Source organism: Mycobacterium sp. NGS54, assembly GCF_059812465.1.
Genome location: NZ_JCALCS010000001.1, coordinates 712,368 through 731,988 on the forward strand (window position 1 = coordinate 712,368; position 19,621 = coordinate 731,988).

At 70.7% G+C, this 19,621-nt stretch carries 18 protein-coding genes and 1 pseudogene; 11 read left to right on the forward strand and 8 right to left on the reverse strand.

The genetic code is table 11. The features are described from left to right. Positions 1–16: 16 nt before the first annotated feature. Both AC5Y5E_RS03490 and otsB read left to right on the forward strand, forming a co-directional pair. Entirely contained in the window at positions 17–1,342 is a 1,326-nt protein-coding gene (locus AC5Y5E_RS03490) for a wax ester/triacylglycerol synthase domain-containing protein (RefSeq protein ID WP_499901567.1), read from the forward strand. Between the two features lie 41 nt (positions 1,343–1,383). Further along, positions 1,384–2,496: a trehalose-phosphatase gene (gene otsB, locus AC5Y5E_RS03495; protein WP_499901568.1), complete on the forward strand. Its 1,113-nt coding sequence runs from the start codon at positions 1,384–1,386 to the stop codon at positions 2,494–2,496. 8 nt (positions 2,497–2,504) lie between these two features. Here the strand turns inward: otsB and AC5Y5E_RS03500 are convergent, their stop codons facing one another. Next, the gene (locus tag AC5Y5E_RS03500; RefSeq protein WP_499901569.1) at positions 2,505–3,389 is read right to left on the reverse strand and encodes a MaoC family dehydratase; all 885 of its coding nucleotides are present in this window, start codon (positions 3,387–3,389) and stop codon (positions 2,505–2,507) included. Positions 3,390–3,471: 82 nt separating this feature from the next. On the opposite strand from AC5Y5E_RS03500, the gene AC5Y5E_RS03505 reads away from it, so the two are divergent. The 5 genes from AC5Y5E_RS03505 to AC5Y5E_RS03525 are packed head-to-tail and all read left to right on the forward strand — an operon-like array spanning position 3,472 to position 8,226. Further along, complete coding sequence (locus AC5Y5E_RS03505; protein ID WP_499901570.1) at positions 3,472–4,176, forward strand: histidine phosphatase family protein; 705 nt, start codon at positions 3,472–3,474, stop codon at positions 4,174–4,176. A 16-nt stretch (positions 4,177–4,192) separates the two neighbouring features. Next, a complete protein-coding gene (locus tag AC5Y5E_RS03510; protein WP_499901571.1) occupies positions 4,193–6,148 on the forward strand; it encodes an SDR family oxidoreductase in 1,956 nt (651 codons plus the stop codon). A gap of 45 nt (positions 6,149–6,193) precedes the next feature. Next, positions 6,194–6,931: a 2OG-Fe dioxygenase family protein gene (locus AC5Y5E_RS03515; RefSeq protein WP_499901572.1), complete on the forward strand. Its 738-nt coding sequence runs from the start codon at positions 6,194–6,196 to the stop codon at positions 6,929–6,931. Positions 6,932–6,941: 10 nt separating this feature from the next. Next, the gene (locus tag AC5Y5E_RS03520; RefSeq protein ID WP_499901573.1) at positions 6,942–7,892 is read left to right on the forward strand and encodes a nucleoside hydrolase; all 951 of its coding nucleotides are present in this window, start codon (positions 6,942–6,944) and stop codon (positions 7,890–7,892) included. A 43-nt stretch (positions 7,893–7,935) separates the two neighbouring features. Beyond that, entirely contained in the window at positions 7,936–8,226 is a 291-nt protein-coding gene (locus AC5Y5E_RS03525; protein ID WP_499901574.1) for a hypothetical protein, read from the forward strand. Here AC5Y5E_RS03525 and AC5Y5E_RS03530 read toward each other — a convergent pair. Together AC5Y5E_RS03530 and imuA' are read right to left on the reverse strand one after the other, a co-directional pair. After that, positions 8,217–9,761 (reverse strand): DNA polymerase Y family protein, encoded by a 1,545-nt coding sequence (locus tag AC5Y5E_RS03530; RefSeq protein WP_499901870.1) that lies wholly within the window; start codon positions 9,759–9,761, stop codon positions 8,217–8,219. The genes AC5Y5E_RS03525 and AC5Y5E_RS03530 overlap by 10 nt on opposite strands. 35 nt (positions 9,762–9,796) lie before the next feature. Further along, positions 9,797–10,447: a DnaE2-dependent mutagenesis accessory factor ImuA' gene (imuA', locus tag AC5Y5E_RS03535; protein ID WP_499901575.1), complete on the reverse strand. Its 651-nt coding sequence runs from the start codon at positions 10,445–10,447 to the stop codon at positions 9,797–9,799. Between the two features lie 123 nt (positions 10,448–10,570). Between imuA' and AC5Y5E_RS03540 the strand changes: the two genes are divergently transcribed. Then, complete coding sequence (locus AC5Y5E_RS03540; protein ID WP_499901576.1) at positions 10,571–11,122, forward strand: hypothetical protein; 552 nt, start codon at positions 10,571–10,573, stop codon at positions 11,120–11,122. On the opposite strand, the gene guaA is transcribed toward AC5Y5E_RS03540, so the two are convergent. Further along, on the reverse strand, positions 11,123–12,682 hold the full coding sequence (guaA, locus tag AC5Y5E_RS03545) for a glutamine-hydrolyzing GMP synthase (protein WP_499901577.1): 1,560 nt from the start codon (positions 12,680–12,682) through the stop codon (positions 11,123–11,125). Positions 12,683–12,709: 27 nt separating this feature from the next. After that, the gene (locus AC5Y5E_RS03550; RefSeq protein ID WP_499901578.1) at positions 12,710–13,915 is read right to left on the reverse strand and encodes an acyl-CoA dehydrogenase family protein; all 1,206 of its coding nucleotides are present in this window, start codon (positions 13,913–13,915) and stop codon (positions 12,710–12,712) included. Positions 13,916–13,975: 60 nt separating this feature from the next. Between AC5Y5E_RS03550 and AC5Y5E_RS03555 the strand changes: the two genes are divergently transcribed. Next, the gene (locus AC5Y5E_RS03555; protein ID WP_499901579.1) at positions 13,976–14,620 is read left to right on the forward strand and encodes a TetR/AcrR family transcriptional regulator; all 645 of its coding nucleotides are present in this window, start codon (positions 13,976–13,978) and stop codon (positions 14,618–14,620) included. Here the strand turns inward: AC5Y5E_RS03555 and AC5Y5E_RS03560 are convergent. Further along, positions 14,583–15,191 carry a TetR/AcrR family transcriptional regulator gene (locus AC5Y5E_RS03560; RefSeq protein ID WP_499901580.1) on the reverse strand — a complete coding sequence of 203 codons (609 nt, stop codon included), beginning with the start codon at positions 15,189–15,191 and terminating at the stop codon, positions 14,583–14,585. The genes AC5Y5E_RS03555 and AC5Y5E_RS03560 overlap by 38 nt on opposite strands. A gap of 71 nt (positions 15,192–15,262) precedes the next feature. On the opposite strand from AC5Y5E_RS03560, the gene AC5Y5E_RS03565 reads away from it, so the two are divergent. Then, the gene (locus tag AC5Y5E_RS03565) at positions 15,263–16,366 is read left to right on the forward strand and encodes a cytochrome P450 (protein ID WP_499901581.1); all 1,104 of its coding nucleotides are present in this window, start codon (positions 15,263–15,265) and stop codon (positions 16,364–16,366) included. A 321-nt stretch (positions 16,367–16,687) separates the two neighbouring features. Here the strand turns inward: AC5Y5E_RS03565 and AC5Y5E_RS03570 are convergent. Continuing rightward, a pseudogene (locus AC5Y5E_RS03570) lies at positions 16,688–17,251 on the reverse strand (PPE family protein); the annotation flags it as partial. Between the two features lie 98 nt (positions 17,252–17,349). Next, positions 17,350–17,994, reverse strand: coding sequence for a winged helix-turn-helix transcriptional regulator (locus tag AC5Y5E_RS03575; protein WP_499901582.1), 645 nt, complete (start codon positions 17,992–17,994; stop codon positions 17,350–17,352). Between the two features lie 79 nt (positions 17,995–18,073). On the opposite strand from AC5Y5E_RS03575, the gene AC5Y5E_RS03580 reads away from it, so the two are divergent. After that, positions 18,074–19,609, forward strand: a complete 1,536-nt coding sequence (locus tag AC5Y5E_RS03580) for an MFS transporter (protein WP_499901583.1) — start codon at positions 18,074–18,076, stop codon at positions 19,607–19,609. Positions 19,610–19,621 lie beyond the last annotated feature (12 nt).

The following is a 19,621-nucleotide window of genomic DNA, read 5'->3' on the forward strand; positions in this document are numbered from 1 at the left end:
AGGGCGGGGACTGAGCATGGCGCAGGTGAAGACACTGGACACGGCGTTCCCCGATCAGCATGCCAGCCTGGCGATCGGGGCGGTCGCCATCGTCGACGGGGCCGCCCCTGACGACGAATTGCTAAAAGAGGTCCTGGCGCAACGGCTTCCGTCGATACCGCGATGCACGCAGTTGCTGCGAACCCAGACCTTCGAGTGGATCGACTGCCCGGGACTCGATTTCGCCCATCACGTGCGCCGCGTGGTGGTTCGGCGCCCGGGCGATGACGCAGAACTGTCCCGGGCCATCGCCCAGGCCCTGGAGCGTCCCCTCGACCTGGACCGCCCGCTGTGGGAGTGCTGGGTCATCGAGGGCCTGAGGGGAAATCGGTGGGCGATCTTGATGAAGGTCCACCACTGGCTGGCCGACGGCCACTCAGCCGCCCACCTGCTCACCCGGCTTTGCGACGACGCCGACGGGGACACGTTCGCCACCCACGCCGGTGCGAAAGGGGTTTCGCCGGCGCAGAACCCCAAGCGCGGCTGGGCCGACGCCCTGGGGCGGGCCTCGGGGCTGGCGGACACGATCGTCGGGGCGGTGTGGCCGGCGGCCGGGCCCTCGGTCGGCCCCGTGACCACGATGCGTAAGTACGGCACCGTGCGGGTGCCGCGCGCCGACGTCGACCGCGTGTGCCGCAAATTCGGGGTGACCGTCAACGACGTTGCGCTGGCGGCCATCACCGAGGGCTTCCGCACCGTCCTGCTGGGCCGCGGCGAGCAACCGCGGGCCGACTCGCTGCGCACCCTGATGCCGATGCCGATGCGCTCGGCCATGCTGCCGTACCTGCCCGTCGAGCATGAGGACCCCGTCCAGCTGCTGCGGGCGGTGCAGCACCAGTGCAAGACCAAGAAAACCGACGAGCCCGGCCTCGGCGACCTGGTGGAGTCGGCGATCAACTTACTGCCGACGATGTTGCGCAGCAACGTGATACAGCTGCTGGCGCGGCTTCCGCAACGCGCGATCGTGACGCTGGCGACCAACGCGCCCGGACCTCGCCACCAGCTGCGGCTGATGGGCCGGACCCTCGAGCGCTTCCTGCCGATTCCCCCGACCGCCGTGCGGCTGAGCACCGGGGTCGGCGTGCTCAGCTACGGCGACGAAGTGGTGTTCGGCATCACCGGCGAATACGACGCCGCCGCCGACGTCAGGCAGCTGGCCGCCGGCATCGAACTGGGTGTGGCGCGGCTGGTGGCGCTGAGCCAGGACTCCGTGTTGCTGTTCAGCAAGGACCGTCGGCGCAGGCGCACGGCCCGCGCGTTTCCCAGCCCGTCGCAGCGGGCGCACCCGTCCTCGCTCCGCTGACCCGGGCCCCGCGACCCCCGTCAGCGTGAGAGGGTGGGTCGGTGCCCACATTGGAGCCGGCCACCATCGACCCCCGCCGCCACGACGCCGTGCTGTTCGACGCCGCGCTGGGCGCCACGGAGTCACTGGTGGGGCCACTGCGGGAGGTCGGCGTCGGCACCGGCGTCTTCCCGCCGGGCAATCAGCCCCTGAGTGACGCGGTGCGGCCGGGCCGGAGCGTCGTCGTCGCCACCGACCCGGCGGTCGTCCGGGCCGCGCGCGAGCGCGGATTCGCGTTGGTCATCGGTGTCGGCCCCGCGGGTGATGGCGACGCGGTCGTCGCCCACCTCGGCCAGATCACCGTGCGGACCGGGGACCGCCGGATGTCCGAGCTGCCGGACGCTCGGGAGGCCCTCGGCACCCTGGCCGACCGCAGCCCGGCCGTGTTCTACGACTTCGACGGCACGCTGTCCGAGATCGTCAACGACCCGGACGCGGCCAGGCCCGTCGCCGGCGCGGTCGGGGCGCTGCAAAAGCTGGCCGCGCAGTGCCCGGTCGCGGTGCTGTCCGGGCGCGACCTCGCCGACGTGACCAAGCGCCTCGGCGTGCCCGGCATCTGGTACGCGGGCAGCCACGGTTTCGAGCTGACCGCGCCCGACGGGACGCACCACCAAAACGAGGACGCGGCGGCGGCCGTGCCGGTGCTCGAGGAGGCGGCCGCCGAACTACGCGACAAACTCGGATCGATTCCCGGTGTTGTGGTGGAGCACAAGCGGTTTGGCGTCGCCGTGCACTACCGCAACGCCGCCCGCGACCGCGTCGGCGAGGTGGCCGCAGCGGTGCGCGAAGCGGGTCGGCGCGACGCGCTTCGGGTGACAACCGGCCGCGAAGTGATCGAGCTGCGCCCCGACATGGACTGGGACAAGGGCAAGACGCTTCGCTGGGTGCTGGAGCACTTGCGCCAGGCCGAGTCCGGGCCCCTGGTGCCGGTCTACCTGGGCGACGACATCACCGACGAGGACGCGTTCGACGCCGTCAGCGACGACGGAATCCCAATCCTGGTGCGCCACGACGAGGACGGTGACCGCGCCACCGCCGCACGATTCGCACTGGACACTCCCGCGCAGGCCGCCGAGTTCACCGACGAACTGGCGCGGCGGCTGGGCGGAACGTAGCCCGTCAGCTAGCCCTGCGCGTACTCCGCGGCGCCGTCGTCGAGCACCACGCGCGCGTCGGAGCCGTCCGAGGCGCCTTGGGCGCCGGAAGCTTCCGTGCGGAACACGGCCTTGCCCGGCTCCGTGCGCCAGATCAGCGTGGTCAGCGTCTCGCCGGGAAACACCGGCGAGCTGAACCGCGCGTCGATCGAAGTGACGTTGGCGGCCACGCCCTTGCCCAGCTCGGCGACCAGCGCCCGGCCCGCCACCCCGTAACTGCAGAGCCCGTGCAGGATCGGCTTGGGGAAACCGGCCAGCTCCCGAGCGAACCACGGGTCGCTGTGCAGCGGGTTGCGGTCACCGGAGAGCCGATAGATCAGGGCCTGATCCTCGCGGGTGGGCAGCGGAATCCGGGCGTCCGGCTCGCGGTCCGGGATCTCCGGCGCTACCGGCCGCTGACCCGGCACTCCCCCGAACCCACCAGCGCCCCGGACGACGAACGTCGTCGACGTTTCGGCGATCAGCTTTCCCGAGTCCGGGTCGGTGCCGCGACCGCGCAACATCACGACCGCGTTCTTGCCCTCGCCCTTGTCCTGAATGTCGGTGACCGCGGAGACCACCGAGAGCTTCCCCGCCGGCGGCAGCGGCGCGTGCAACCGGACACCCTGCGACCCGTGCAGGAGCATGGCCCAGTTGAACGTTCCGATCTTGCCGGCCGCCCCGAAGGCCGGAGAGCAGATCACCGCGTACGTGGGCAGCACCTGCTGGGCGATGTCGTGGCTGTTCTCGGTCGTGAAGGACAGATCGTCGATGCCGCACCCGACGCCGAGCGCATACAGCATCGTGTCCTTATCGGTCCATTCGAACAACGTCGGATCGCTCACCGCGCCGACGGCACTCGGGTCAATGGCCATGCGAGTCTCCTTTCGAGGATTTTCTGCACCTAACCATCGCAAACCCTTCCCCCGGGCACCGTCGGCAGGGCAGGCTATCGACATGCGCAAGGGGAGCATGTTCCGGAAAGCCTTCACCGTGCTCGCCGCGGTGATGATCGTCGGCGCCTGCGGCGGATCACCACAGGTGCGCAGCATCACGATCACGTTCATCCGGCATGCCCAGTCGGAGGCCAACGCCAGCGGAATCATCGACACCAGCGTGCCGGGTCCCGGCCTGAGCCCCGACGGCAAGTCCCAGGCCGAGCAGGTCGCGCACCAGCTTGGCCGCGAGCACTACGACGCCGTCTACGCCTCGACCATGGCGAGGGCCCAGCAAACCGCCGCGCCGTTGGCCGCCGAACTCGGCAAGCAGGTCGAGGTGCTGCAGGGCATCCAGGAGATCAACGCCGGCTGGTTCGAGGGCAAGCCGATCTCGATGGATCCCACTACTTACCTGCTGGCGCCGGCGGACTGGCTTGCCGGCGACACCCAGAACAGCATCCCCGGGTCGATCTCCGGCAAGGAGTTCAACGACCGGTTCACCGCCGCCATTCAGAAGGTCTACGACAGCGGCCACAGCAAACCGGTGGTGTTCGCGCACCTCTACTCCATCGAGTACTGGGTGCTGATGAACGTGAAGAACGCCAAGGACAGCCTGCGCACCAGCCACCCGCTGCCCAACACCGGCCGCGTGGTGATCAGCGGCAACCCGGCGACCGGCTGGACGCTCGAGGACTGGGACGGCATCCGCAACTTCAACGGCTGACCGCTACCATGGCCCAATGCGGTATGTCGTTACCGGCGGTACCGGGTTTATCGGTCGCCGCGTCGTCTCTCGTCTGCTAGCCACCGAACCCGATGCCGAGGTGTGGGTGCTAGCTCGGCGCCGGTCGCTGGGGCGGTTCGAGCGCCTGGCCACCGATTGGGGCGAGCGGGTCAAGCCGCTGGTCGGCGAGCTGCCCGAGCTCGACCTGACCGACGAGACGCTGGCCGAGCTGGGCCACGTCGATCACCTCGTGCACTGCGCGGGGGTCGACGCCGGCGGCACGCGCGCGGTCATCGAGCTGGCGCGCCGGCTGGACGCCACGCTGCACCATGTGTCGTCGATCGCCGTGGCGGGCGACTTCCGCGGCGAGTACACCGAGGACGACTTCGACGTCGGCCAGCGGCTGCCGAGCTCCTATCACCGGACGACGTTCGAGGCCGAGGCGCTGGTGCGGTCGAAACCCGGGCTGCGCTACCGCGTCTACCGCCCCGCGGTCGTGGTGGGCGACTCGGTCACCGGCGAGATGGACAAGATCGAGGGGCCCTACCACTTCTTCGGCGTGCTCGCCAAGCTGGCGGTGCTGCCCAACTTCACCCCGATCCTGCTGCCCGACACCGGGCGCACCAACATCGTCCCGGTCGACTACGTCGTTGACGCGCTCGTCGCGCTCGCCCACGCCGACGGGTACGACGGCCGCACCTTCCACCTCACCTCTCCCAAAACCATTGGGCTGCGCGGCATTTACCGCGGCGTTGCCAAGGCGGCCGGGCTGCCGCCGATGCGCGGGTCGCTGCCCGGCTCGGTCGCCGCGCCGGTGCTCAAGGTGCGCGGGCGGGCCCGGGTGCTGCGCAACATGGCGGCCACCCAGCTGGGCATCCCCGCCGAGATCTTCGACGTCATCGACCTGAAGCCCACGTTCGTCAGCGACCAGACGCGAGAAGCGCTGCGGGGCACCGGCATCGAAGTCCCGGACTTTGCCAGCTACGCGCCCGAGCTGTGGTGGTACTGGGCCGAGCACCTCGACCCCGACCGCGCACGACGCGACGACCCGAAGGGCCCCTTGCGGGGCCGGCACGTCATCATCACCGGTGCGTCCAGCGGCATCGGGCGCGCGTCGGCCCTCGCCGTCGCGGAAAGGGGCGCAACGGTTTTCGCGCTGGCCCGCAACGCCGACGCGCTCGATGCGCTGGTCGCCGAGATCCGCGCGGGCGGCGGGCAGGCGCATGCGTTCGCCTGCGACGTCACCGATTCCGCGTCGGTCGAGCACACCATTAAGGACATCCTGGGCCGCTTCGACCACGTCGACTACCTGGTCAACAATGCCGGCCGGTCGATCCGCCGCTCGGTGGTCAACTCCACCGACCGGCTGCATGACTACGAGCGGGTGATGGCGGTCAACTACTTCGGCGCGGTGCGGATGGTGCTGGCGCTGCTGCCGCACTGGCGCGAGCGCCGGTTCGGCCACGTCGTCAACGTCTCCAGCGCCGGCGTGCAGGCCCGCAACCCGAAATACAGCTCGTACCTGCCGAGCAAGGCGGCGCTGGACGCGTTCGCCGACGTCGTCGGGTCGGAGACGCTGTCGGACCACATCACGTTCACCAACATCCACATGCCGCTGGTCCGCACGCCCATGATCGCGCCGTCGCACCGGCTCAACCCGGTGCCCGCGATCAGCCCCGAGCGCGCGGCGGCGATGGTGGTGCGCGGCCTGGTCGACAAGCCGGCCCGCATCGACACCCCGCTGGGGACGCTGGCCGAGGCCGGCAACTACTTCGCGCCGAGGACGTCGCGGCGCATCCTGCATCAGCTGTACCTGGGTTACCCCGATTCCGCCGCGGCGCGCGGACTACCCGCGGAGGCGCCGACACCGAACCGCCGGCCCAGGCGCCCGTCCCGCGCCGTCACCGGTGGGATCCGGACGCCGCGACCGGTCAAGCGCCTGGTGCGGTTGGTACCGGGCGTGCACTGGTAAACACCCCGAGGGTTTAGCCCGACCGAATTGCGGTATCCCGGCGCGATGGTCCTGTGCGAAAAGTGGACGGACGCCGACGCGGTGGCCGCCGCGGCCCGGCAGGTCGCGACGACCGGCGTCGCCGTGCTGCCCTCGTTCGACGTGACGCGAAGCCTCGAGGTGGGCCGCGAGGAATGGACCCGGTTCGCCCGGCACTGGCGGCAGCTGGCGCCCGACCCGTACGCGGCGGAGCTGGGCGTGCGCCGGCTGCGCCGTTACGGCCAGTACTCGTTGCGCGACGGGGCGCTGCGCCCGATGCCCAAGCTCGCGTTCGTGCAGCCGCAGGACTCCAACCCGCTCTACATCGGTAAGGATCGCGAGTTCGAGCCGCTGACCGCTGCGTTCACCGCGGATCCGTTGCTGCACAAGGTGATCAAGCTGCTGGCGCGGGTGGCCGGCGCCCTGGACGACGTGGCCGACTGGAACGTCAAGGTGCACCCGTTCCGCATCCGATGTAACGGGGGCGACGACGGCAGCCCCACGCCAGAGGGCCTGCACCGCGACGGCGTCACCCTGGTCAGCTCGCTCCTGATCGGGCGGCGCAACGCCATCGGCGGCGAGAGCACGGTGTGCGACCTGCAGGGTCGGCAGTTGCTGGCGACGACGCTGGCCGAACCCGGGACGCTGATGCTGGGCGACGACCGTCGCACCCTGCACGGCGTGTCGCCGATCCGGCCGATCGACGGCTCCGGTCCGGCACAGCGTGACGTCCTGGTGATCACGTTCGCGTCGGCCTGGCCCTAGAATCGCCGGGATGACTGCCATCTTCGTCGACGTCGACACCGGCATCGACGACGCGATGGCGCTGATCTACCTGCTGGCCAGCGCCGACGCCGAGGTGGTGGGCATCGCCTCGACCGGCGGCAACATCCACGTGGAGCAGGTCTGCGAAAACAACCTGGGTCTGCTCGAATTGTGCCGGGCCCCAGCCATACCCGTATCCAAGGGCGCTGACGAGCCGCTGCGCGGACACTGGCCGCATCACTCGAAGTTCCACGGCCCCAAGGGTTTGGGCTACGCCGAGCTCCCCCGCACCGACCGGCGGCTCACCGGCCACGACGCCACCGCGGCGTGGGTGTCCGCGGCGCACGCCCGTCCTGGCGAGCTCGTCGGCCTGGTCACCGGCCCGCTGACCAACCTGGCGCTGGCGTTGCGCGCCGAGCCCGCGCTGCCCACGCTGCTGCGCCGGCTGGTGATCATGGGCGGCTCGTTCGGTGGTGACGCTAACCCGATGGCCGAATGGAACATCCGGGTGGATCCCGAGGCGGCCACCGAGGTGTTCGCCGGCTGGGCTGGGCAGCAACGACTTCCGATCGTCTGCGGCCTGGACCTCACCCGCCGCGTGGCGATGACACCGGAGATCCTCGCCCGGCTCGCGGACGCGTCCGGCCCCTCCCCCTTGATTCCGGTGATCGAGGACGCGATGCGGTTCTACTTCGAATCCCACGACACCCGCGGGCACGGCTACGTCGCGTACATGCACGACCCGCTGGCCGCCGCCGCGGCGCTGGACCCGCGGCTGATCACGACCCGGACGGCGACGGTGGACATCGAGCTGACCGACACCCCGATCCGGGGCGTGACGACGCCCGATTGGTCGGGCGAGCGAAAAGCCAACGCCCTGATCGGTGTTGACGTGGACGCCGCGGAATTCTTCGAGGACTTCATCGAACGGGTCGCGCCGTTCGCGCACGGGCTCGCCTGACCGTACGGATGTCGATCAGGTTGTCGGGCCGGCTCGAGGCCGGGTGGCGGTTGCCGACGACATGCCGGTAAGACCAAACCAAGTCACCGGCCTCGCTGCCGACTTTGGATACGGCCCTCGACGCGGCCTCGGACACCGCACCGACCATCCGGCTCAGGTGGAGCGCCGTCGCATGCGCCGCTTCCAGGACGGCGCCCGTTCCTCGTGCGAGGACGACGTCGACCTGCCGGCCGATTTCAGCCGCCATCCATACTCCTTCGCCGAACACTCGAATAACGTCAACTACCACGGTACCGAAAGGCTTGAACGCGTTGAGTCGCAGCGCTACTCGTAGGCCCCCTCCAAATACCAGCGCCGCTGGCGGTAGCACAGCAGGAACGCCCGCTCGTCCTCCAGCAGGACCTGGGCGCGGGCGGCGCGGCTACGCCCTTTTCCGGCCGCCGGCCGGTCGTCCCACCACCGCTCGTCGACCGGCCACGGCCCGGCCCACCAGCGCAGCCCCTCGTCCCGGCCGCGCAACGTCAGATGGGCGGGGTCGGCCGAGAACATCCCCCGGGCGGTCACCCGTACCGGGTTCCCTTGGAAGTCAAGCAGATCCACCGGGTCGTCCAGCAGCACCGCCGGCGACGGCTCGGGCAGTTGACCGGGCCACGGCGGTCCCGGGTCGGCGTGCGGCACCGGCTCGTCGCCCAGCGGGGTCAGCGTGATGCGTTCGGCCGGCCCCCGGCCGCCGGACAGCACCGGCACCCGCACCGCCTCCGGGCCGAGCAGGCCCTGCACCCGCACCAGCGCCCGGCGGGCCCGCAGCCTGTCCTCCTCGCCGAGCCCACCCCACAGCGGCAACTGCAGCGCCTCGGCGGACACCACCTCCACCGCCTGCAGCCGCAACAGCGTCACCGGCGCGGTGGGACGGGGGTCGCGCGCGGTCCGGCTGCTCAGCCACCCGTCCAGCTGCCAGCGCACCCGGTCGGCGGTGGCGTCCTCGGTCAACGGCTCGGCGCACCGCCATACCCGTTGCAGCTCTTCGCCGTTGGCGGTGACGGCGTGGATGGCCAGCCGGGTGCAGCCCACCCCCGCGGCCACCAGCGCCTGGTGCAACGTGCCGGCCAGGAAGCGCCCGGCGAAGGCCGCGGCATCGACGCGATCGATCGGCGGGTCGCAATCCAGCACGGCCTCGAGTTCCGGCGGCGGCTCGCGCCCGGACGGTCCACGCTCGGGTTCGCCGCGGGCGAACCGGTGCGCGGCGACGCCGTCGGCGCCGAACCGGGAGGCCACGTCGGTCCGGGACAGCGCGGCAAACTGCCCGATGGTGCGAATCCCCATCCGCCACAACAGATCCGTCAGGTCTTCTCGCCCGGGACCGGACAGGCTCGGCTCGGTGGCGAGCTGCCGGATCGACAGCACCGACAGAAACTTCGCGTCTCCCCCGGGCTCCACGATCCGGCCCGCGCGGGCGGCGAACACCGCGGTGGACAACTGGTCGGCGATCCCCACCTGGCACTCGGCGCCGGCGGCGGCCACCGCGTCGATCAGCCGCTCGGCGGCCTGCTCCTCGGACCCGAAGTAGCGGGCCGCCCCGCGCACCGGCAGCACCAGGAGCCCGGGCCGCAGCACCTCGGCGCGGGGCACCAGGTCGTCCACCGCGGCGATCACCGGTTCGAAGAAGCGGGCGTCGCGGTCGGCGTCGGCCGGCGCGACGTGCAGCTGCGGACACCGCGCCGCCGCCTCCCGTCGCCGCAGCCCGCGCCGTACCCCCGCCGCGCGGGCGGCCGACGAGCAGGCGATCACCCGGTTGGCCAGCGTGACCGCGATCGGGGCCGTCGCGGGCAGGTCCGCCGCCGCCGACACCGCGACCGCGGGCCAGTCCATGCACCAGATCGCCAGGGCCCGGGATGCCACGGGAGTCACCCGGCTCGCGCCCGGCCGACCACCCGCCTGCCCGCGCACACCCCGCTGACCTGTAGCCGCACCCTGCTGATCCGGCCGAATCCCGGGCGACCGTTCGCCGTGATCTCATAGCCGCAGACCCGGGCCGCGAGCCGCGTCGGCGCCCCCTGCCAGTCGCCGTCGGTGACCAGCAGGGTGCACCCCTTGCTGCGGGCCCGCGCCACCACCGCCCGCGCCCGGGTGTGCGGCACCTGCCGCCCGCCCAGGCCGAGCACCACCAGGTCCATGCCGTCGATGAGCACCGCGGCCACCTCGACCGGATCGGTTCCGGGATCCGGTATCACCGCGAGCCGGCTCAGGTCCGCCCCCATCTCCGCCGCGGCCAGCAGCCCGATGTCCGGCTGACCGACGATGGCCACGTTGCCCCCGGCCGCCGTCACCGCGGCCACCATGCTCAGCAGCAGCGACCGGGCCCCCGAGCACACCGCCACCGTTCCGCGCAGCAACGGCACCGGCAGCGACTCCGCCAGCCACCGCGGGAGCGCCACCACGGATTCCGAATCCGGCAGCAGGTCTTCGGCGGGGGCTCGCCCAGACATCTCAGCCATCCGCCTGCGCAGAGATTTCAGCTGCTCAGCGCGGTTTTCGGAGGCCAAAGCCGCGGTCATGACTGCCTCCTGTTCGAATGTATGTTCGATACATTGGGAGTAAACACCCACCCTCCGACAACCGTCAAGAAACGTGAGAGGCTGCTTTATGCGGTCGTTGCTGGTGTGGCTGATGGTGCTTTTTTGCTGCACTTTTCCCGCGCCGAGCGCGGCCGCGCCCTGCCGGCCGGCGGGCTGTTCGCCACCGACAACGCCGATCCCCTGTTCGAGGCGCAGGCCACCGTGACGATCGCGTCAAGCGGCGCGGCGGTGACGGGATCGACCCCGCTCGACGGGGTGTACTGGTCGAGCGCGCTGCACCGGAACACCCGGGAGAGCTCGCGCGAATTTCACCTGTGCGCCGGCGACGGCTCGGTGCACGCCGCCGCCGAGGCGCTGCGCCGCCAGTTCAACCAGGAAGCGGTGCTGACCTTCGACTACGAGCCCGCACCGGAAGAGGACGCGATCATCATCGCCGTGCCGGATGTCGACATCGCCCGCTTCGGGGATGCGCTGGCGGCCGACGCGGTCGCCCGCGACCGCATCCGCGGCGGATCCGTCACCACGACCGACCACACCCTGATCCTGGTCGCAGGAAACGACGATCGAGACATCGCCCGACGACTCGTCGGCGAGGCCGGCGGGAACTGGGACGCCGCCACGATCGCTTATGGCAGGCGCGAATTCGTCGAGTAGCTACTCCCACTCGATGGTGCCGGGCGGCTTGCTGGTGATGTCCAGCACCACGCGGTTGACCTCGGCCACCTCGTTGGTGATCCGGGTCGAGATGCGCTCCAGCACCTCGTAGGGCACCCGGGTCCAGTCGGCGGTCATGGCGTCTTCGCTGGACACGGGCCGCAGCACGATCGGGTGGCCGTAGGTCCGGTTGTCGCCCTGCACTCCGACCGAGCGGACGTCGCCAAGCAGCACCACCGGGCACTGCCAGATCTGCTTGTCCAGGCCGGCGGCGGTGAGCTCCTCGCGCGCGATAGAGTCGGCGCGCCGCAACGTGTCCAGCCGCTGCGCGGTGACCTCGCCGACGATCCGGATGCCCAGTCCCGGTCCCGGGAACGGTTGGCGCGCAACGATTTCCTCCGGCAGGCCCAGCTCGCGCCCCACCGCGCGCACCTCGTCCTTGAACAGCAGCCGCAGCGGCTCGACGAGCTTGAACTTCAGGTCGTCCGGCAGGCCGCCGACGTTGTGGTGGCTCTTGATGTTCGCGGTGCCGCTGCCCCCGCCGGACTCCACGACGTCGGGATACAGCGTGCCCTGCACCAGGAACTCGACCTCAGACCCGCTGTCTCCCACAATCTCTCGCACCGCGCCCTCGAACGCCCGGATGAACTGGCGGCCGATGATCTTGCGCTTGCCTTCGGGGTTGGTCACGCCCGACAGCGCCTGCAGGAAGGTGCCCGCGGCGTCGACGGTGACCAGGTTGGCGCCGGTGGCGGCGACGAAGTCGCGCTGCACCTGGTCGCGCTCGCCGGCGCGCAGCAACCCGTGGTCGACGAACACACAGGTCAGTCGGTCACCGATGGCGCGCTGCACCAGCGCCGCGGCCACCGCCGAATCCACCCCGCCGGACAGCCCGCAGATGGCGTGGCCGTCGGCGATCTGGGCGCGCACCTGCTCGACGAGCGCGTCGGCGATGTTGGCGGGCGTCCATTCCGCGCCCAGTCCGGCGAAGTCGTGCAGGAACCGGCTGAGCACCTGCTGCCCATGCGGGGTGTGCATCACCTCCGGGTGGTACTGCACCCCGGCCAGGCGCCGGGCCCGGTTCTCGAAGGCGGCCACCGCGGCGCCCGCGCTGCTGGCCACCACGTCGAACCCGTCCGGCGGGGCGGTGACCGCGTCGCCGTGGCTCATCCAGACCGGCTGGACGTCGGGCAGGCCCGAATGCAGTTCGCCACCAATGACTTTCAGCTCGGTTCGGCCGTACTCGCTGGTGCCGGTGTGGGCGACCGTGCCGCCCAGGGCCTGCGCCATGGCCTGAAACCCGTAGCAGATGCCGAACACCGGCAGCCCGAGGTCGAACAGCGCCGGGTCTAGCTGCGGGGCGCCGTCGGCGTAGACGCTGGCCGGTCCCCCGGACAGCACGATCGCCACCGGGTCACGGGCCTTGATCTCCTCGACCGTGGCGGTGTGCGGGATGACCTCGGAGAACACCCGCGCCTCGCGGACCCGGCGGGCGATCAGCTGCGCGTACTGCGCGCCGAAGTCGACCACCAGCACGGGCCGGGACGGGGGGGTTTCCACGGCAGCCAGCTTAATGGCTCCTCGGTGTCACATCATGTGGGTCGGCTGGCTGATACCGAATCGGGCGTTGGCGTAGCGCTTCAGCGCGGACGGGCTGAAGTACACGTGCTGGCCGACGGTGTGCAGATCCCGAAAGCATCGCTGCAGCGGATGGTCCGCGTGCACCGCACCCGCGCCGGTCAGGCCGAACGTCGTGTCGACCGCCTGGCGCGCCGCACGCATCGCCTGCTGGGCGGCGAGCTGGAAACGAGCGCGCTGCTCCAGCGACGGTGCGTCCCCGGCAAGGGCGGTGTCCCACAGGGCGGCGGCCTCGTCGAGAACGAACGCCCGCGCCGACCGCAAACCCGCCTCCGCACCGGCGAACTCGACCTGCGCGACGGGGTCCTGGGCGAGCGGCTCGAACGTACCGGCCCGCGCCTTCGTCGTCGCGAGGTCGGCGAATTCGTCGAGCGCGCGCCGCGCGATCCCTAGCGGGACACCGACAAGCGCCACCCCCACCATCGTGAAGAACGGCAGCCGCCACAGCGGCCCGTCGTGCCGGGCCGGCCGGAAGAACGGGGCGATGGTGTGTTCCTCGGCGAGGCTCAGGCCCCGGGCCACCACGTCGTTGCTGCCGGTGGCCCGCAACCCCAAAACGTCCCAGTTGTCCACGATTTCGGCGTCGGCGCGGGGGAAGAACCCGAGGCGCCAGTCCGGGCCCTGCCCCGCAATCATCCGCGGCGCCGGACTGTCGAAGCCGTCGAACACGAACATCCCCGTCAGCAACCATTCGGCGTGCCGGCAACCGCTGGCGAACGGCCATCGGCCGTCGACGGCGAACCGGCCCCCGCCGTCGGGAACGGCACGCCCGGTGGGGGAGAACACGGTGGCCGCCAAGAAGTCGGCGTTCGAACCGAACAGGTCTTCGGCGACGGCCGGCTCGAGCCAGGCGGCGAACGCCGGCGCGCCGGCGCCGATGGTCGCGATCCAGCCCGTCGACCCGTCGGCGCGCGCCAATTCCTCGATCATCCCGATGAACTCGGCGGGGGCCAGCTCGAATCCGCCGAGCGCGCGCGGCTGCACGGCCCGGAAGACACCGGCCGCGCGCAGCCGCCCGACGAGATCGAGCGGCAGCGTCCCGAGTGCCTCAGCCTCGTCGGCGCGCCGCGTGATTTCGGGTGCCAGGGCGCGCGCTACCGCCGTGGGATGGTCGCCGTCCGCCAAGCTGGCGGCGGGGCGGGTCGCGGTTGTCATGTCGGTTCTCTATTCTTTAATACAGTAAACAGTAATCGATACAGGAGCATGTACTGAATTATGGGATCTGTCAAGGGCAAGCCGCCGCGCCGCTACGACTCGTCCCGTCGGCGCCAACAGGCCCAACAGAATCGGCACGCGGTGCTCACGTCCGCCCGCCAGCGCTTCCTGGCGCAGGGCTACGCCGCGACGACCATCGCCGAGATCGCGCGCGACGCCGGCGTGTCGGTCGAGACGGTGTACAAGGCCTTCGCGACCAAGGCGGGGGTGCTCAAGGCGCTCTTCGACGTGTCCGTCGCCGGCGACGACGAACCGCTCCCGATGGCCGAGCGCGACGTCATCCAGAAGGTGCGCGACGCCCCCGAGGCCGCCCGCAAGCTCGAGCTCTACGCCAAGCACCTGGCCGCCACCATGCCGCGCAGCGCCCCGGTCCAGCTGCTGGCCCGCGATGGCGCCGCGTCGTCGCCCGACGCCGCGGAAGTCTGGAAGCAGATCCGGCACGAAACCCTCACGGCCATGACGATGTTCGCCGCCGGCCTCGCCGGCACCGGACAGCTTCGGGTCAGCGCCACCCAGGCGCGCGACATCCTGTGGACGTACCACGCGCCCGAGCTCTACGAGCTTCTCGTCCTCGAACGCGGCTGGTCGGCCACCCGCTACGGCAAGTTCATCGCCCAGGCCTGGATCGACGCCCTGCTCGACTAGCGCCCGATGCGGCCTGGATCACGGCGTCGACGACGCTGCGGATTCGGGCGGCGGCTTGATCGGGGTCGGGCTGACCGGCGTCCAGCCAGGCGATGACGGCGTCGATCGTCATGGCGGGCAGCAGCCGCGCCGCCCAGTTGCGCCAACCGTCGTCGGCGATGCCCTCGAGGTGGCGGCGGGTGATGTCGGCCGAACGCTCGACGAGGGTGTCGATGACGTCGCGGAAGTCGGCTTCGCGTGCGGCATGGCGGTAGAGCAGCCGGAAGGTGTCCGGATCCGCTGCGGCGGCACGGATTAGCGCGGGGATGCTGGCGTCGTCGAAGTCGTCCGGGCCGGTGGCCTCGCGAAGCCGCGCGTGACCGCTCTCGATGACCTCCCGATACAGGTCGGCCTTCGAGGCGAAGTGCCGGTACAGGATCACCGGGGTGACACCGGCCTCCGCGGCGATGGCGTCGAGCCCCGTGTTCGCGAAGCCGCCGCGGGCGAAGGCGCGCGTGGCGGCCTCGAGGATCTGTTCCCGCCGCTGGGCGCGGGGCATCCGCCGGGTCGACTCGGACCGGATCACCGTCATCTCAGACTCCTCTTGTCTAGAGGATAGTGTACAAGTAATCTTGTATAACTTGCCCTATACAAGGTGGCGCCATGACATCCATCCGTCCGGTGCGCACGCCGGTCGGCCACGAGGCCTGGCTGGTCACCGACTACGCCCTGGTGCGGCGGCTGCTCGACGACGATCGCCTCGGCCGCTCTCACCGAAATCCCGAAATAGCCTCGCGCACAGGGGACTCCGCGCTGTTCGGTGGGCCGCTGGGCGACTTCGACACCGAGGAGACCGATCACGCGCGGATGCGCGCACTGCTGCAGCCCCATTTCTCGCCCCGGCACCTGCGGTCGCTGGAGCCCAGGGTGGCGGCGCTGACCGTCGGCCTGCTGGACGACCTGGCGACCCAGGGATCGCCGGCCGACCTGCACGCGCGCCTCGCGCTGCCGCTGCCAATCCTGGTCATCTGCGAGCTACTCGGGGTGCCCTATTCCGACCGCGACCAGTTCCGCGCCTGGGCGGAGGACGCCGGCAACGTGCGCGATCACGCCCGCTCCCAGCGCGGGCTGGCCGAGCTGTTCGATTACGGCCGCGGGCTGGTCGAGCGCAAGCGCGCCCACCCCGGCGACGACGTGATGTCGCGGCTGTGCACCACCGACGGCGTCTCCGACGAGGAGGCCGCCACCATGTCGATGTTCCTGCTGTTCGCCGGGCACGAGACCACGGTGGTCCAAATCGGGCTGGGCACAATGCTGTTGCTGACGCATCGCGACCAGTGGCGGGCGCTCGTCGACGATCCCGCGCTGATCCCCCACGCCGTCGAGGAGCTGCTGCGCGCGACGGAATCCGGCGGCGGGGCCGGCGGCGTTCCCCGCTACGCGCGGACGGACTTCGACATCGACGGCCTCGCCATCCGCGCCGGCGACCTGGTGCTGCTGGACATCGACGCCGCCAACCACGACCCCGCGGCCTTCGCCGACCCGCGGCGCGTCGACGTCGCCCGCAAGGAGACCGCCCACCTTAAGTTCGGGCACGGCGCGCGTTACTGCATCGGGGCCCCGCTGGCCCGCATCGAACTGAAAACCGTTTTCGGACAGCTGATTCCGCGATTTCCGTCGATGCGCCTGACCGTCGATCCCGCGACACTGCCCATGCGCTCCGACGTGCTGGCCGGCGGCCTCGCCGAACTTCCGGTGTCCTGGTGAGGATTGCTACGGCGGGAGCGGACTGGTCGGCGGAGGCGGAGCAGGCGGAGCTGGCAAGGCTCCGGTAGTGATGATCGAAATGGCGTCGGCTGCGGCTTCGGCTTCAAGCGCCCTGCCCAGCCTAGCCAGTGCGTCGGCGCCCTCTTCCACGCTGCGTACGACGCTTTGCACCGGTGGTGGTACGGGCATCGACGAGAGGGGACGGACAAGATTGTTGTTCAATTGCTGGAGGTCGGCCCGGAGCGCGGCTTGGCCCGCGGCGTATGCCAGCTCGTCAGCCACCGTGGCCTGGATTTTTGTGACGACCTGCGCGACGGGGTACCCGGCGAAAAGGGTACCGAGTGGCGTCGCCGGGGTTGCCTGGGCCGACGGCAACTGCTGCCACGGTGCCAGTCGGGCGGCCACCGCCGAGGCCGCGCCGTGATAGCCCGACAGCGCGGCGACGTTTTGGGCCCACATCTCCTCGTACGCGCCCTCCGTGGCCGCGATCGCTGGGGCGTTGAACCCGAAGAGGTTGGAGCGCACCAGCGACAGCAGCTGCAGGCGGTTGCCGGTGACGGCCGCCGGGTGCGTGATCGCCGCCTTGGCCGCCTCGAAGATCTCGGCCGTCGCGTTGGCCTGTGCCGCCGCTCCGGCGGCCTGAGCCGCCGATGCGTTGAGCCACTGCGCGTACTGGGTGGCCACGGCCGCCATGGCCGCCGACGCCGGACCCTGCCAGGGCCCGTCCGCGAGGCCCGAGGTCACCGAGGAGAACGAGTCCGCGGCCGACCCCAACTCGTCGCCCAACCCGGCCCAGCTCGCCGCGGCGGCCAGCATCGGCCCCGAGCCGGCACCGGTATACATCTGCGCGGACGTCACATCTGGTGGCAGTACCGCAAAACTCATCACAGCCGTCCCTTCGTATGGACATGCCTAAACAGCTCGAGGGCGATACGACTGTATTGCAGGGTGGGCCGAAAATCCACGATTTCGGAAAAGTGGGTCTAGAGGAGCGCGAACGCCCGGCGCACCGCGTCGACCGCCTCGGGGTCACCCGTGAACTCGACCCGCCGCAGTGCCGCCCGGCGCTTGGCTTCGCTCGACCCCAGACGCGCGTTCACCAGGTCCGCCGCGCTGGCGGTGAGAATCACCGAAGGCTGCCCCTGAGCGCCCGCCAGGCGCCCCTGCGTTATCGCGAATTCGAAACGGCGGCCGTCGATCTCGGCGCGGCACGTCGCCTCCAAACCGGCCGCCGCACCCGAGTTGAAGCCCAGCAGGAACCCGGCCAGGAAGCCATTCAACGGCGTCGTCGGGCCGTCCCCGATCGGGTCCAGCCGGTCCAGCCCGAACCACGCGATGCTCTGCAGGATCGGCAGCACCCGCTGCCAACCCAGGTCGCTCAGCGTGTACACGGTGCGCCCGATCGGGGCCGGCAGGTCGGTGCGGTCGACGAGCCCCGCCTCTTGCAGCTCCTTGAGGCGCTCGGCCAGGAGGTTGGTCGCAATGCCGGGGAGCGCGTCGCGCAGGTCGCCGTAGCGGCGCGCCCCGCCGACCAGCTCACGCAGGATCAGCAACGTCCAGCGCTCGCCCACGACGTCGAGCCCACGGGCGATCGGACAGTTCTGGTTGTAGATCCTGCGGGACGCCACCACGCCACTCTACCTCCGCCCGACATCTTTTTCAACTCACTACTTGATTTATTTGTCTATAGGCTTTAGCGTCTTGTCCATGAGCACCGAACCGATCTTCCGAAACCGCCCCATCGCCGCGCTCGCCGTCATCTGCCTCGGCGTCTTCGTCATCAGCGTCGACGCCACCATCGTCAACGTCGCGCTGCCCACCCTGTCCCGCGAGCTGGGCGCCGACACCGCCCAGCTGCAATGGATCGTCGACGCCTACACCCTGGTCATGGCAGGGCTGCTGCTGTCGGCCGGCAGCCTGTCCGACCGCTACGGCAGGCGGGGCTGGCTCAACTCCGGACTCGCACTGTTCGCGCTCACCTCCGCCGTTGCCGCGCAGGTGAATTCGGCCGACGCGCTGATCGCCGCCCGCGCCGCGATGGGCGTCGGCGCCGCCGTGATCTTCCCGACCACGCTGGGCTTGATCACCAACATCTTCACCGACCCGGTACCCCGCGCCAAGGCGATCGGGCTGTGGGCGGCCATGGTCGGCGTCGGGGTGGCCGTCGGGCCGATCAGCGGCGGCTGGCTACTCGAGCACTTCTGGTGGGGCTCGATCTTCATGGTCAACATCCCGATCGCGGCGCTGGCCATCATCGGTGGCATCCTGTTCGTCCCGACCTCGCGCGACCCCGCGGCGCCGCGCGTCGACCTACCGGGCCTGATCCTGTCCGCGGTAGGAATCACAACGCTGGTCTACACCGTGATCGAGGGGCCCACCTGGGGATGGACCAACGGCCGGACCGCGGCCGGATTCGCAACTGCCGCAGTCGTTCTCGCCGGGTTCGCGGCATGGGAACGGCGCAGCACCCACCCGATGCTGGACGTGTCGGTGTTCCTCAACCGGCGGTTCTCCGGCGGCAGCCTGGCCGTGACCGCCGGGTTCCTGACGCTTTTCGGGTTCATCTTCGTGATTACCCAGTACTTCCAATTCATCAAGGACTACACGGCGTTTCAGGCCGGCGTGCGCCTGCTTCCGGTCGCCGGCTCCATCGCGCTGGCCAGCATCCTGGGGCCCCGGTTGGTGGAACTCGTCGGCAGCACGGCCGTCGTTTCCGCCGGTCTCGCCGTGTTCGCGGGCGGACTGGCCTGGGCGTCCACGGCCGACGCCGCCACGCCCTACGTCCAGATCGCCCTGCAGATGCTGATGCTCGGCGGCGGTCTCGGGCTGACCGTTTCGCCGGCCACCGAGGCCATCATGGGATCGCTGTCGGTCGACAAGGCCGGCGTCGGCTCGGCCGTCAACGACACGACGCGTGAACTCGGCGGCACCCTCGGCGTGGCCATCGCGGGCAGCATCTTCGCGTCGGTGTACTCGGGACATCTCGGGGCAAACGCGCTGACGGGACTGCCCGCCGAGGCGATGCGGCACTCGATGGCCTTCGCGCACACCGTGATCGGACAGCTGCCCGCCCAGCAGGCCGGCCACGTCCGCGCCGTCGTCGATCGCGCTTTCCTGGACGGCCTGCGGGTGAGCTCGCTGGTCTGCGCGGGCATCGCGCTGGGCGCCGCGATCGTCGTGGCCTGGCTGCTGCCGGCACGCGCGCGCCAGGCGACGCCGTCCCCCGAACTGGCCAAGGCCTGAGAACCCCCCAAC